Annotated in this window: 10 protein-coding genes and 1 pseudogene; 9 read left to right on the forward strand and 2 right to left on the reverse strand. The window is 44.1% G+C overall.

Annotation, left to right across the window (positions count from 1 at the left end):
- The first annotated feature begins 115 nt into the window (after window positions 1-115).
- Window positions 116-1,840, forward strand: coding sequence for a methyl-accepting chemotaxis protein (locus tag AB4585_RS03275; protein ID WP_102393909.1), 1,725 nt, complete (start codon window positions 116-118; stop codon window positions 1,838-1,840).
- Window positions 1,841-1,985: 145 nt separating this feature from the next.
- On the opposite strand, the gene AB4585_RS03280 is transcribed toward AB4585_RS03275, so the two are convergent.
- Window positions 1,986-2,225, reverse strand: a complete 240-nt coding sequence (locus AB4585_RS03280) for a PAS factor family protein (RefSeq protein WP_004733935.1) — start codon at window positions 2,223-2,225, stop codon at window positions 1,986-1,988.
- A gap of 239 nt (window positions 2,226-2,464) precedes the next feature.
- Here AB4585_RS03280 and AB4585_RS03285 point away from each other — a divergent pair, with 239 nt between their 5' ends.
- The 4 genes from AB4585_RS03285 to AB4585_RS03300 all read left to right on the forward strand — a co-directional run bounded on the left by AB4585_RS03285 (window position 2,465) and on the right by AB4585_RS03300 (window position 9,517).
- Window positions 2,465-3,463: a DHH family phosphoesterase gene (locus tag AB4585_RS03285; protein WP_372169334.1), complete on the forward strand. Its 999-nt coding sequence runs from the start codon at window positions 2,465-2,467 to the stop codon at window positions 3,461-3,463.
- A gap of 487 nt (window positions 3,464-3,950) precedes the next feature.
- Entirely contained in the window at window positions 3,951-6,140 is a 2,190-nt protein-coding gene (locus tag AB4585_RS03290) for an immunoglobulin-like domain-containing protein (RefSeq protein WP_372169335.1), read from the forward strand.
- A gap of 229 nt (window positions 6,141-6,369) precedes the next feature.
- Entirely contained in the window at window positions 6,370-7,290 is a 921-nt protein-coding gene (locus AB4585_RS03295) for a LysR family transcriptional regulator (protein WP_017059189.1), read from the forward strand.
- Window positions 7,291-7,471: 181 nt separating this feature from the next.
- Complete coding sequence (locus tag AB4585_RS03300) at window positions 7,472-9,517, forward strand: TonB-dependent receptor domain-containing protein (protein ID WP_372169336.1); 2,046 nt, start codon at window positions 7,472-7,474, stop codon at window positions 9,515-9,517.
- A 129-nt stretch (window positions 9,518-9,646) separates the two neighbouring features.
- Here the strand turns inward: AB4585_RS03300 and AB4585_RS03305 are convergent, their stop codons facing one another.
- Window positions 9,647-10,390: a class I SAM-dependent methyltransferase gene (locus tag AB4585_RS03305; protein WP_372169337.1), complete on the reverse strand. Its 744-nt coding sequence runs from the start codon at window positions 10,388-10,390 to the stop codon at window positions 9,647-9,649.
- Between the two features lie 459 nt (window positions 10,391-10,849).
- On the opposite strand from AB4585_RS03305, the gene AB4585_RS03310 reads away from it, so the two are divergent.
- The 4 genes and pseudogenes from AB4585_RS03310 to sbcD all read left to right on the forward strand — a co-directional run bounded on the left by AB4585_RS03310 (window position 10,850) and on the right by sbcD (window position 13,623).
- Window positions 10,850-11,374 carry a GNAT family N-acetyltransferase gene (locus AB4585_RS03310; protein ID WP_372169338.1) on the forward strand — a complete coding sequence of 175 codons (525 nt, stop codon included), beginning with the start codon at window positions 10,850-10,852 and terminating at the stop codon, window positions 11,372-11,374.
- 14 nt (window positions 11,375-11,388) lie between these two features.
- Window positions 11,389-11,985 carry a LysE/ArgO family amino acid transporter gene (locus AB4585_RS03315; protein WP_017059193.1) on the forward strand — a complete coding sequence of 199 codons (597 nt, stop codon included), beginning with the start codon at window positions 11,389-11,391 and terminating at the stop codon, window positions 11,983-11,985.
- Window positions 11,986-11,998: 13 nt separating this feature from the next.
- Window positions 11,999-12,156 (forward strand): annotated as a pseudogene (locus AB4585_RS03320) (porin family protein); the annotation flags it as partial.
- A gap of 213 nt (window positions 12,157-12,369) precedes the next feature.
- Window positions 12,370-13,623, forward strand: coding sequence for an exonuclease subunit SbcD (gene sbcD / locus AB4585_RS03325; protein WP_372169339.1), 1,254 nt, complete (start codon window positions 12,370-12,372; stop codon window positions 13,621-13,623).
- Window positions 13,624-13,625: the final 2 nt, after the last annotated feature.

Below are 13,625 nucleotides of genomic sequence, written 5' to 3' on the forward strand. Positions count from 1 at the left end.
ATCCATTCTTTGATGCGATTTATTTGGATACTCATAGTTAATTTAGTAAAGACGAGCCACGTATATGAACATAAAGAAAAAGCTCTATTCGTTGGGGATGTTCTCCATCTTCGGCATGATTTCACTGCTGTTTACCACATCACAATTTGCAGACACCACCGCTCAAATGAGCGAAGCCAAACAAATTACCAAAGAGCTTGAAGTGCGTTTGCTCAACCTTCGCCGTAACGAGAAAGATTTTTTACTGCGTAGCGATATGAAATACCTCGACAAGTTCGACGTAAACTACAACAAATTCTTAGCGTCTGAATCTGAGCTAGATACAGTGCTCAGTGATTTAGGTTTAGCCAACAGCACACACCTACGTGAAGACATCGAAACCTACCACACCAGCTTTGTTAACTTAGTTAAAGCGAGCGAAGTCTATGGGCTATCACGTGACAAAGGTATGCTAGGCGAGTTTCATGTTTTGCTCGATAACATCAGCGCGACAGCCAGTGCGGAACAAAAAATCGAGCTTTACCTGTTCAATGACTTAATTGAGAAGGGGGAGTTTGACCCGAGTGTTCTTTCTATAACTTCAAATATGAGTAGCTCAGCTGCTTTGATTGACGCTGCTCGCCAAGTGGTTGAGCAAAAGCGCGTGATTGGCTTGAAGCACAACGAAGGTCTGCTTGGGCAAGCTCGCTCGGGTTCTCATGCTATCGAAACTCAATTTAAAGAGTTCTCCGCGGTGCTAGACCAACAAACGCAGCAAGAGATGGACAAGCTATCGCTGATCAACAACATCCTTTGCGTCACGCTACTCGTGTCGATCATTCTGTTCAGCTGGTTAATCGTCCGTTCTATCATTGGTAAAATTGAGTCACTGCTTTCGGTGATTCGTAACATCGTTGATTCTAACGACGTGTCTATTCGTTCGCACCTTGATGGCAAAGACGAACTCAGCACTTTAGGCCAATACTTCAACCAACTGTTGGATCAACTGGAAGGGCTTATCGCTGCCTCTCAATCTAAGTCACTGCAACTGACACAAAGCACATCGAACATGCATGATGAGCTAGAGTCAGTAATCAAACAGTTTGAAGTTCAAGCAAATCACACATCTACAATGACAACGTCAGTTCAAGAGATGGTACTCACCATTGGCGAGATCTCTGAAAGCACATCGGTTGCCGCTGAAGGTGTACATCAAGCGAAAGTGAATGCCGATAAAGGCCGTGAAGTGGTGGTTGAAACCATCAGCAACATCACCCAGTTGTCTGAACGTCTTTCAAGCAGCCAAGATTCGATCAGTTCACTGAACCATCATGTTGACCAGATCGGCGATGCAGTAAACATCATCCAAGGCATTGCAGAACAAACTAACCTATTGGCATTGAACGCAGCAATTGAAGCAGCACGTGCGGGTGAACAAGGTCGTGGCTTTGCGGTAGTTGCCGATGAAGTACGCGCACTAGCAAGCAGAACGCATCAATCGACCACAGAGATAACTTCAGTGGTGAGTGCAATTCAAAGCCAGATGCAGGCGTCGATGGCAGAGATTGGCGAGTGTAATCAACAAGGTCAACTAACGCTGAAAGATTCGGAAGAGCTGGATGCGAGCTTGCAACTTATCTTGAGCGACATGGAAAGCATCCAAGGTAATTCAGAACGTATTGCTTCAGCGATTGAAGAGCAGGGCGCAGTAATGGCGCAAGTGAGTGACTCAATTACTGAGCTAAACACTATCTCGAACGACAATAACGCTTCGGCGCAGCATTGCTTAGTTGAAGTGGACAAGGTAGCAGAGCAAGCGAACGATATGGACCAAGCGGTCGCGCAGTTCAAGACTTCATAAACAACATAGAACTTACTAAAACAAAAGGCGTGGATCATCTACGCCTTTTTTGTGCCTGAAATTCAAATAGATAAATGACGAGAATAAAAAAACGGCCCGATCTGGGGGAAGATCTGGGCCGTTATATTACGTATTAAAGGGGGGACTACTTATTTCGGCCTTCCAGCACATCCAGTGCCAGTTCAACCGCTTTATCAATATTGTCGCATCCCGCTAACTTACCTGAGCTGATAGGACCAAGCACATTAGCGTATAACGAGAGCTGCTTGTTAAATGGCAGGCTCAACTGCTCATATAAACGCTGGCGAATCTCGGCATGTTGCTCAGGAGCGTGAGCAGCAAGGCTTTTCAAAGTGTCATAAACAAGAGTGGTGGTAGTGTTCATTCGTCTCTTTATCATTAAGTGGGAGGCGCTTATTTTATAATCTTTTCGTATTCTTTTACTGTGACATAAGTCATACAATATTATTAATGTATTTATCTTTTCAATCTAATGAGAATAAGGCATTCCAAAATAGACTTAAGTATCTGTGAAATATAACTAAAATAATGACAGACTATCGAACACACAAACGAATTGGCGCGTTTCTGGCAAACGGTTAAATCTATAGGAAGAGGAACAACATGCACTACGACGTATTCAACGGAGACGCAGATGGCATAATCGCGTTGTTACAGCTGCGATTAAGTGAGCCAAGAGAGAGCGTGCTCATTACTGGTGTTAAGCGTGATATTAAGTTGGTCTCTCAAGTTGTTACTCAAACTATGGAGCCGGGTAAGCAAGGTGATGTTTCTTCCGTTACCGTTTTAGATGTATCGATGGAGAAAAACCTGCCTGCACTGCACTCACTGCTAGACGCAAACATCAATGTATTTTATTGCGATCACCACCGAACAGGGGATGTCCCAACTTCTAGTCATTTAGATACTCTGATTGATACCGCGCCAGAGAGCTGCACGAGCTTGCTGATTAACCAGAAGCTGAATGGTGCGCATGTGGCTTGGGCAATCGCAGCTGCCTTTGGCGACAATCTAAAAACGGTGGCGGCGCGGCTAGCGGATGAAAATGGATTCGCTCAATCTCAAAAAGAGTTTCTAGAAGAGCTAGGTACCTTGGTTAACTACAACGGTTACGGTTCGTCACTGAGTGATTTGCATTTCACGCCAGCTGAGCTCTACGAAACCCTTTATCAATACCCGAACCCGTTTGATCTTTTGGATGATAAAGACTCTGTGTTTTATCGACTACGAGATGCTTATCAAAATGATCGCCAGCAGTTATCAAACCTTGCTCCTGTTTATGAAAGTGAAGTCGCACGTGTGTTTGAACTGCCAGGTGAGACGTGGGCAAGGCGCATCAGTGGCGTATTTGGTAATGAAATCGTTAATCAAGATCCAAACCGAGCGCAAGCAGTATTAACGAAAAACCAAGACGGCGAGTCTTACACGGTGAGCTTACGTGCGCCATTATCAAATAGAACGGGTGCAGACGAAATTTGCTCAAGTTTTGCGACTGGCGGAGGAAGAAAAGCAGCGGCTGGAATTAATCAACTTAATGAACTTGATAAGGTGAATTTTATTTCACTATTGGATGTATATTATTCACCCGGTACTGAGGGTTAGTCGAAAAACTCCCGAGGTATACATTCAAAATTCTACAAATTCTTGCTCCTATATTCCGTTATACGTGCGTATCGATAGCACATGTATGATGGCTATATCCAGGCTGTTTTAGTGATATCACTCGCAATGGTATCTGGTCTGAGGTCAGTAATTACGGCGTATTTGGGATGATTTTTGCCGATTTAAAGTTTATTTTTTCCTATCGGTGATTTTTTATATTTTTGGTTAATTATCTTAGTGAATTAAGGTTGATTAAATATTTATATGGTCGATGCATTCAGCCGAAAATAACAGTTTTTAGCATTTCAATTTGAATGAAAAGTCAAAATCATATTGATTCTGATATTCAATCTGTGACTTAAAATCACAAGTTAAATCAAAGGTCATCTTTTCCTATAAATTCCATTACTTCTCTATAAATATTCATGATTACAATGAATTGGTTCGGTTGTGATTGGCACAGCTGTTAAGTAAGGAAGTGGGACTAATGTTGAAACGTAAAGCTCTACAATTAGCAGTATCGGTCGGCATGGCGGCTATGTCTGGCGCTGTTTATGCGAATGGTTCAGATATGACGAATCCAGACTCTGGCGTCGTGGTTGGCTATTGGCATAACTGGTGTGACGGTGGCGGCTACCAAGGTGGTAATGCGCCATGTGTGACGTTGGATGAAGTGAACCCAATGTACAACATCGTGAATGTGTCATTCATGAAGGTTTACGATGTGGCTGATGGTCGAATCCCAACTTTTAAACTGGACCCAACCATTGGGCTTTCAGAAGAACAATTTATTGACCAAATCTCTGAGCTCAACAAGCAAGGTCGCTCTGTACTGTTGGCTTTGGGTGGTGCTGATGCACACGTAGAGCTAGAAACCGGTGATGAAAGAGCCTTTGCTGATGAGATTATCCGTCTTACCGAGCGTTACGGCTTCGATGGCCTAGATATTGACCTTGAACAAGCAGCCGTAACCGCCGCAAACAACCAAACCGTGATTCCGGATGCACTTAAGCTAGTGAAAGATCACTACCGCGCAGAAGGTAAAAACTTCCTTATTACAATGGCGCCTGAGTTCCCGTATCTAACGACAGGCGGTAAGTACGTTCCTTATATCGATAATCTAGAAGGCTACTACGACTGGATTAACCCACAATTTTACAACCAAGGTGGCGATGGTATCTGGGTTGAAGGCGTGGGTTGGATTGCTCAAAACAACGATGCGTTAAAAGAAGAATTCATCTACTACATTTCTGATTCGCTTATCAACGGAACGCGTGGCTTCCACAAAATCCCACATGACAAGCTCGTGTTTGGTATTCCTTCAAGTATCGATGCTGCAGCGACAGGTTTTGTGCAAGAGCCACAAGATTTATACGACGCATTTGATAGCCTAACGGCGCAAGGCCAACCGCTACGTGGTGTAATGACTTGGTCTATTAACTGGGACATGGGCACCAACAAAAACGGCCAACAATACAACGAGCAGTTTATTAAAGACTACGGCCCGTTTGTACACGGTCAAGTAACGCCACCACCAGTAGAGGGTGAGCCTGTTCTTAAAGGTGTCGAAAATACGCGTGTTCTTCACGGAACAACGTTTGATCCTATGGATGGCGTAACGGCAACAGACAAAGAAGACGGCGATCTAACGTCATCAATCGATGTTGAAGGATACGTCGAAACGGCGGTTATCGGCACTTATGTACTGACTTACCGTGTTAAAGATAGCGATAACAATGAAACAACCAAAGCAAGAACGGTAGAAGTTTACAGCCAAAAACCTGTATTCGATGGCGTGTCTGATACTACTGTCATGTTAGGTAACGCATTTGATCCGATGGCGGGTGTTAGTGCAAATGATGCTGAAGATGGTGACCTAACAAGCACCATCAAACACACTGGCAGTGTCGATGTGAATGAAATCGGCAACTACACACTTGTATACAGCGTAACAGACAGCGCGAACCAAACCGTAACTGCTGACCGTAAAGTGTCAGTAACTGATGGTTCTAACTGTGCTGCTCCATGGGATTCAAACACCGTTTATGTTGAAGGTGACCAAGTATCTCATGACGGTTCAACGTGGGGAGCAGGTTGGTACACTCGCGGCGAAGAGCCAGGAACAACAGGTGAGTGGGGCGTTTGGAGAAAAGTTTCAGACTCTTCATGTGGTGGTAACCCAGATCCGGGCGATGACTTAGAGCTTTCGGTTTCAGGACTTCAATCACAATATGCGCCAGATAACGGCAACGTGCGTTTAGATCTGACACTGACATCAAATGAAGCATTAGATGTTACCGCTATGGTGATCAACAGTGCAGGTACTGTGGTTGAGCAAACTAAGGTTAACGTAACGGACAGCCGTGCTATTACCATCGACTTATACGATGTAGCGGAAGGGCAATATGCACTTGAAGTAGTCGGTAAAGCATCTGACGGTGAAATGGTGATGGTAAACGATTCGTTCGCTGTTAAAGACGGTGGCGGAACAACACCTCCTCCAGGTGATTACCCTCCATATGAAGCGGGCACAAACTACGCAGCGGGTGACATTGTGGTCGGCAGCGATAATGGCTTGTACGAATGTAAGCCTTGGCCATACACGGCATGGTGTGCAAGCGCGTCTTACGCTCCAGCAGATAGCCAATACTGGCAAGATGCTTGGACAAAGCTGTAGTCTGATAGCTCAACGCTAGCAATATAAAGTAGACGATCAAAGAGAGGCCATTGTGCCTCTCTTTTTTATGTTTAAACAGTTCTGACTTAGAGCTTTAAAACCCACTTAACCTTAAACTCTGCTCTGCATATTGCTCTAGATCAAAATAGGAGTGATTATCAATTGTATTACATGTTAAGAAATAGCACTATGCGCACATTGAATTTTATATATTGTTAATATTTGCATAATGAATCTTGCTCAAGTCGACCTCAATCTACTCGTTATTCTTAAACACCTTCTTGAAGAGAAGCACGTTTCCAACACGGCATTGGCGCTGGATATGAGCCAACCTACGGTGAGCCGATCTCTGCAAAAACTGCGTACCGTTTTCAATGATGATCTATTGGTGCGAGCGGCTTATGGCTATGAGTTAACGCCAAAAGCAGAAGCCATTAAGCAAGATCTCAATTCGGTACTGACACGTTTAGAAAAGCTGGTACATGGCGATGTATTCGAGCCGCAAAGCAGTGACAGTACGGTTCGCTTCTTTGGTTTAGTGCCTAATGTCGCGCACTTGCTGCCCAAGGTAGTTGCGGAGATACGTCAACAAGCGCCAAACATGACTGTTGATATCGACTCGATTCCTAAACGACACTTTGAGCCTCTGTTATCCGGTGATGCGCACTTTGTGTTGTCGACCCACGAGCCGTTAAGTTCAGAGCAAAATTTGTATCGAATGTTCGTGATTAGCCGCGATTACCGTTTGCTGATGAGTAAAAAACATCCTTTGGCGGACAAAGAGATCACGGTTGATGACTTGTTGAATAGCCAACTTGGTCAAATCTCACTGCAAGGGGATAAGAAGCTCTCGATCGAAAGTCGATTTAAAGATCTTGGCTTGATTGATAAGCAGCGCCAGCTGTCCATTCCAATTCAGCTTTCCAATTTTAACGTCGCGCCGGATATGGCAGAAGCAACCGACATCATCTTTCATTTACCGACACCTTTTGCTCAACAAGCCGCTACGCAAAGAGATCTTGTTTGTAAACGCGTGCCTAAAGCGTTGCGCCACCCATCAGAAGACGTCTACTTATACTGGCATAAGCGCTTTCATAACGACCCGATGTGTCGCTGGGTTCGCAATATATTCAAAGAGCTTTATACATAATCCATCTGCAGGGTGAATGAAAATTACGAATACCTATCGAGTTGGATATAGATCTCTTTCATTATTTGAATGGTGAATAACGAGAATCGATTTTTGGTATGAAACTTTCGTTGATAAGAGTGGTAGTTGGTTGTTTAATGAAAATCATTATCATTACTAATCACATATAAGAATGAATATCATGTCTGAGAGATCTCTTTTGATTCGCAAACCTCTTTTGGTTCGTAAACCCCTTTCGATCGCAGTCGCTGTTATTTGTACCTCACTTTCAGCTAACGTGTTAGCGCAAGAAGAAGCGCAAGCAACAGATGAACAAATGGTTGTTACGGCAACTCGTACCGAGATGGCACTAAAACAAGCGCCAGCTTCAATGTCGGTTATCACCGCGCAAGACATTGAAGACAGCCCTGGTATTACCTTGGCGGACATCGTTGCAGAATCAACGAGTGTAGAGTCTGATTTTGATAGCACACGTGCTGGCCGTCAGATGATCTCTATTCGTGGTATGGATTCAGATTACACTCTTATCATGGTGAACGGTCGTCGTTTAAGCTCTGCAAGTGCCATCATCCGTGGTAACGACTTTGACCTATCAACGATTCCTGCTGATTCGATCGAACGTGTTGAAATAATCCGTGGCCCAATGTCTGCACTTTACGGTTCAGATGGTATGGGCGGTACAATCAACATCATCACTAAGGCTCCAGAAAACGATTGGAGCTCTACACTGAGCATGGACACTTCATCTCCACTTGATGGTGATGGAGGGGAAGAGTATTCGATGGGCTTCACGACATCTGGTGCGTTGATTGAAGACGAGTTGTTTGCTCGCCTATCTGTTAACCAAACTAGCCGTGATGCTTGGCAACCCTATTCTGGTACGCATAGCTCTGGTTACGATCGTTCAGACATTACTGCGTTAGAAGAAAGAGAGACATTAAGCTTACTCGCGAGCCTGACATGGAATGCAACAGACAACCAAACCATTGATTTCGATTTTGGTTACAGTGACGACGAACGTGAGTCATCTGCGGAAAACGTATCATCTGTGATTGAGTCTGACACACGTGTTGTACGTCAGAGCCAAGCGATCACACATAGTGGTTTTTGGAGCTGGGGTGACACGCAAGTACGTTATTCACGTGAAAATGTGACAGATAATGATGCTGCGGACTCAGATACTAACTATAGCAGTGACATCGAAGAGCTGACTCAAATTGTTGAAGCTTCGGCGACCACTTATCTTGGTGATAGTCACACCGTAACGTTTGGTATGGACTACCAGTTGAGTGAATTAACCAACAAAGAAAACTTAGTCAATGGTACATCTGAAGCTTATCAAGGTGCGTTATTTGTTCAAGACCAATGGTTAATGACGGATCAACTAACGGCAACCATTGGTGGTCGTTTAGATAAGCATGAACTGTACGGTGAAGAGTTCAGCCCACGTGTGTACTTGGTTCATCAAACAACGAATGACCTGATCATCAAGGGTGGTGTGGGTAAAGCATTTAAAGCACCAACATTGACTCAAAATCAGACAGACTACACAGTTAATAGCTGTAAAGGCGTATGTGATTTACATGGTAATGAAGATCTTAAGCCCGAAACCAGCTTGAACTATGAGATCGCTGCGATTTATAGCCAACCTCGTTGGAATGTTGAAGGTGCCTTATTCCGAAATGAAATCAACGACCTAATTGATCGTGATGAAACCTATTGTGAGAACGGCGGAGTGTTTGAATCGGGTAAAGGTTGCGCTGATAGTTCAAGCTCAACTGGCTATGTGAATGGTAAGCGTACTTATACAAACGTATCAGAGGCTGTAGTTCAAGGTGCTGAGCTTACAGGCCAATTCCAAATTACTGATGAATGGGGTGTGTCTGGTAATTACACATTCTTAGACACTGAAGATAAGTCTACTGGTGACGAATTACTTGATCGTTACAAGCATTCGGGTTTAGTTAAACTGAACTGGAGCCCAACTTACGATCTAAATACCTTCGTGAGTGCGCGTTACCGTGGTGAACGTCAGATCGAAAGCGATCTAACTCAAGACGCTTACACAACGCTGAACCTAGGTGCTGTCTACAACGTGAATGCTTCAGTACGACTACGTGCAGGTATCACGAACTTAACTGACGAAGCTGTATCACAAGAGCTAGAGAGCATGGGCTATGTTGAAGAGCCACGTACTTACTACGTAGGTATGACAGCGGACTTCTAATTTAGAGTTCAGTAACTGATAGCTTGATACAAAAGAACCCACACTGGCTGATGCTCTAAAAGGAGAATGGCGAGTGTGGGTTCTTTTTTGATCTATAGATTTGGTTTAATTTGCCGTTTATCTATTAATCTAGATTTTGACACATGTGATCAGCGCATTACCGGACTGAGTATCCCAAGGAATCAGCTTGTCGTAATCGTGCTCGAAGATATTAACCTCGAAGTAGGGCTTCAATATCTCGATTAACTCTTTAAACGAGAATGCCACCATTGGGTGTTCATCATTCCACACTTGAGTTTCACCAGCAGTCGTCTTTTCGATGCTAAGCTTTAGCGCTTGCTTATCACCCTGACCAGAGTAATACCAACCAGAACGGAACGTGAAATCGTCTTTGTCTTGGTTTGTTGTGTGTCTAACAAACAGGTCGTTGCTGATCTTGTCTTTATCAACCACGTTAAAACAGAAAATACCTTCTGGCTTTAACGCACGATGCACACTTTCAATACACTCTTTAAGCTTCTCAAGGCCATCGTTGTAATGGATGGAATACAGGAAGCAAGTGATAAGATCGAGTGGTTCCGTGACCTCAAAGTTACTCATGTTTTGTATTGAGAACTTGGCTTCCGGGCAGCGAACTTCTGCGATATCTAACATCGGCTTGTTAAGATCTAGGCCACCGCTTTGGTAACCGAAATCAATAAAATGACGAACGTGTGGGCCAGTGCCACAAGCTAAGTCGAGGTGTGTTTTTCCTTCATTTCCAAAGATTTGATGGAGTCTACGTACGCAGTTACTTTGCGCTTGGTAGTCAATATCTACACACATTAAATCATAGTAACCGGATAGGTCGGTATAGAGTGCGTTGGCGGACATATTTGCCTGCAGCATAAGCTGAAAAATTAGGGTGGCGCATCATATACCGAAATTGGAAAATCGCAATCAAATATTCGATCAATGAAAGCGTTTTATTTTCTAACTTATGGTCGTTTTAAATGAGACCGTTTAAAGGGATGTTTAAGCTGCCAACAACATCAGTACGCGTGTCATCGCTATTCACTTTGCCCTGACTACTTATTCGTTAACTAAAACAGGTGTTGCTCCCTCAATGCAGCGACCATACGGGCTTTGCGGAACGCTTTTATCACGAGACGAGATAGGAAAAATATGGTATCTAGGTAAACCCAGTGTGACATTTATAATTTTATGATTAATCAGTAATTTTACTGATTCAAACCGAGTTCTTGAAAAGGAAACAATTCAGGAAAGTGGGTTGTTGATAAAAACCAAATCACTCAAGCTAAATAAGCGAACTAAACAAGGAGAGTTGAAACAATGACATCAGCAATAAATGCACAGGGTTCAATGGAAAATAGAACAGCATTGGAAAGCAGTGCTTCAATAGAAATTAAGGTGGATGACTTGTCGGGTGGGGAAGTCATTGAATTACTTGAAGAGCACCTCGCTGATATGTACGCCACTTCGCCAGCCGAAAGCGTTCATGCACTGGATCTAGATGGGCTCAAGTCACCAGAGATTACTTTTTTCAGTGCTTGGAAAGACAGCCAACTACTTGGGTGTGTTGCCATTAAAGAGCTAAATACCCAACACGCTGAACTCAAATCGATGAGAACCTCACAGTTTGCTCGAAAGTCAGGTGTTGCGAGCCAACTTTTACAGCACGTATTGGATACAGCAACCGCCCGCCAGTATCAAACAATCAGTTTAGAGACCGGCTCAGAAGGCTACTTTAAGGCTGCGCGTAACCTGTATGAAAAGTTTGGCTTCGGATACTGTGAACCCTTTGCTGATTATGTGTTAGACCCGCACAGCCAGTTTATGAGTATTGAGTTGCGTTAAGAGACTAGCCTTAGATGTCGACTTACTTTGCAGGTTTCTCCCTTGGCCTTTCGCTGATTCTTGCGATTGGCTCTCAAAATGCGTTTGTTTTAAAGCAAGGGCTTAAGAACCAACACGTATTGGCAGTTTGTGCTGTATGTGCCATTTCTGACGCCTTACTGATTAGCTTTGGCGTGACGGGCTTTGGCGCAATCGTTAAGCAGTTCCCACAAATTGAGCAGTTCGCCCGTTATGGTGGCGCTATCTTTTTGGGTGTCTATTCATTCTTAAGCTTCCGATCAGCATTTACCGAAAACCACGCCTTAGAAGCCACGGCAGAAACTAAAGACTCATTAACCAAAGCGATTGCGATGTGTTTGGCGTTCACTTGGCTTAACCCGCATGTGTATTTGGATACTGTGGTATTGCTGGGGTCTATCTCAACTCAATATCAACCGGATCAAATGTTGTTTGGCGCTGGGGCGGTATCGGCGTCATTCGTGTTCTTCTTTTCACTTGGATATGGCGCTCGCTTCTTGGCTCCAATGTTTAAGAACCCGAGAGCGTGGAAGGTGTTGGAATTTGTCGTTGGCGTGATCATGGCATCTATTGCAATATCTTTGATTGTCTAGCTGCGCGTAATTAGGCTTCCATTTTGGTATAGGTGTTGAATACACGCCAGTAGAAAGCCTAACCTTACGTTTAATCTCACAAGCAGATGCAGTAAATATCGAATTCTTCGGCCCGAAAGCCGTGATGTAGCGTTTAGCACAGTAACTCTGGGCGCTTCGTACAATTTTTGACGACCTCTGTGAAATAGCTTAAAGCTAAAGCTATGGACACCTAAAACCGCTCTAACGTTGAGCGGTTTTTTTATGTCAAAAATAACGATTGGTCACGCTATGGGCGGAGTTGGTCCAAAGCCTGAAATTAGTTGGTTTTCACAAGCTTATAAAAGGGAATTATCTCGACTATTTTGGTAGATTAAAGGTATTACAGACTTCCAGTGAGCAGCAATGAAGATTCTTCACACGTCCGATTGGCACCTTGGCCAAAACTTCTACAATAAAAGCCGCAAGAATGAACATGAACGGTTTTTACAATGGTTACTTGAGCAAGTTACAGAGCACGACATCGACGCGATCATTGTTGCTGGCGACATTTTCGATACCAGTACACCGCCGAGTTACGCTCGTGAGATGTATAACAAGTTTGTGGTCGATTCGAACAAGATCGGTTGCCAATTGGTGTTATTAGGTGGAAATCACGATTCAGTCTCTGTGCTTAAAGAGACACAACAGCTGCTCAAATACATGGGCGCAGACGTGATTCCTAATACCAATGAAGATCATGCGACTCAGGTTGTCGAACTAAAAGGCAAGAACGGCGATGTAGAAGCGCTGGTTTGTGCCATTCCTTTTATTCGCCCTCGCGATGTGTTGATGAGCCAGGCGGGTGTCACTGGCGTTGAGCGTCAGAAGCAACTCGGCGATGCAATCAAACAGCATTATCAAAGTGTTTATGATGCGGCGGTTGCTAAGCGCGCGACGTTTGTAAACAGCGAGCACATGCCGATTATCGCTACCGGTCATTTAACGGCGATGGGTGTCCAACAATCGGATTCTGTGCGTGATATCTATGTCGGCAACCTTGATGGTTTCGCCGCTGATGGCTTCCCAGACGCAGACTATATCGCACTCGGTCATATCCATCGCCCACAAGTGGTGGCAAAGCGTGAATACATTCGTTATTCAGGCTCTCCAATCCCACTAAGTTTTGATGAACTTAAGTCTCAGAAACAAGTGTGTGTTGTTGAGTTTGTTGAAGGTGAGCGCACCATTTCTCAATTGCCTGTTCCCACATTCCAACCTCTAGCTGGAATCAAAGGCGACTTGAGCGAGATCGAATCTCAGCTGAACCAATACATAGGTTTAGATAGCGACCAAAGCGTATGGTTATCGATAGAAGTGCAAGCGCAAGATTACCTTTCAGATCTCCAAGAACGTATACGTGCATTGACCGAAGGCTTGAACGTTGAAGTACTTCAACTGCGCCGTGCAAGAGAGCGTCGTAATCAAGCATTAGAGCAAGAGTCGGCAGAAACCTTATCTGAACTGAGCCCGATGGACGTGTTTAGCAAGCGTATTGCCTTAGAAGAGTTTGAAACGGATTCTGAAAAAGCGCGTTTAGAGCGCATGACGGTGAAGTTTAAACAAGTGATGGTTGAAGTGTCTGAGAGCGCTCAAGCGCCAAACAAAGTAGAAGAGTAACC

The organism is Vibrio sp. 10N.222.49.C9 (assembly GCF_041474985.1).
Classification (GTDB): Bacteria; Pseudomonadota; Gammaproteobacteria; order Enterobacterales; family Vibrionaceae; genus Vibrio; species Vibrio crassostreae_C.

Coding starts and splice junctions, on each gene's coding strand:
- AB4585_RS03275 (WP_102393909.1), top strand. CDS start 116: ATGATTTCACTGCTGTTTACCACATCACAATTTGCAGACACCACCGCT.
- AB4585_RS03280 (WP_004733935.1), bottom strand. CDS start 2,225: ATGAACACTACCACCACTCTTGTTTATGACACTTTGAAAAGCCTTGCT.
- AB4585_RS03285 (WP_372169334.1), top strand. CDS start 2,465: ATGCACTACGACGTATTCAACGGAGACGCAGATGGCATAATCGCGTTG.
- AB4585_RS03290 (WP_372169335.1), top strand. CDS start 3,951: ATGTTGAAACGTAAAGCTCTACAATTAGCAGTATCGGTCGGCATGGCG.
- AB4585_RS03295 (WP_017059189.1), top strand. CDS start 6,370: ATGAATCTTGCTCAAGTCGACCTCAATCTACTCGTTATTCTTAAACAC.
- AB4585_RS03300 (WP_372169336.1), top strand. CDS start 7,472: ATGTCTGAGAGATCTCTTTTGATTCGCAAACCTCTTTTGGTTCGTAAA.
- AB4585_RS03305 (WP_372169337.1), bottom strand. CDS start 10,390: ATGTCCGCCAACGCACTCTATACCGACCTATCCGGTTACTATGATTTA.
- AB4585_RS03310 (WP_372169338.1), top strand. CDS start 10,850: ATGACATCAGCAATAAATGCACAGGGTTCAATGGAAAATAGAACAGCA.
- AB4585_RS03315 (WP_017059193.1), top strand. CDS start 11,389: ATGTCGACTTACTTTGCAGGTTTCTCCCTTGGCCTTTCGCTGATTCTT.
- sbcD (WP_372169339.1), top strand. CDS start 12,370: ATGAAGATTCTTCACACGTCCGATTGGCACCTTGGCCAAAACTTCTAC.